This is a genomic window from Bacillus cereus group sp. N21, from assembly GCF_016483395.1.
GTDB classification, from domain to species: domain Bacteria; phylum Bacillota; class Bacilli; order Bacillales; family Bacillaceae_G; genus Bacillus_A; species Bacillus_A pseudomycoides.
Window position 1 is genome coordinate 1 of sequence record NZ_JAEHBX010000372.1, and the last position, 258, is coordinate 258.

Sequence of the window (258 nt, forward strand, 5' to 3'; positions counted from 1 at the left end):
GTATTGGTAGAGGACAATTAGAAGTGTTAGAAGATAGGGTGAGAGCTAGAAGATTTGTATATAAACGGTATTACGAAGCGCTATCTCACATGCCAGGGTTTTATTTTATGCCTGAATTAGAACATACTCGCCCAAATCGTTGGCTTACTACATTGACAATTGATGAAAAGGAATCTGGGATTTCTATTGGGAAATTGTTGAGAATTTTAGCAGAAGAGAACATTGAAGCGCGTCCTATGTGGAAGCCACTTCATATGC

The 258-nt window shown here is 38.8% G+C and carries 1 protein-coding gene; it reads left to right on the forward strand.

The genetic code is table 11. The features are described from left to right. The coding region (locus JDS96_RS31250; protein ID WP_199669171.1) for a DegT/DnrJ/EryC1/StrS family aminotransferase at nt 1–258 on the forward strand (258 nt) is incomplete at both ends.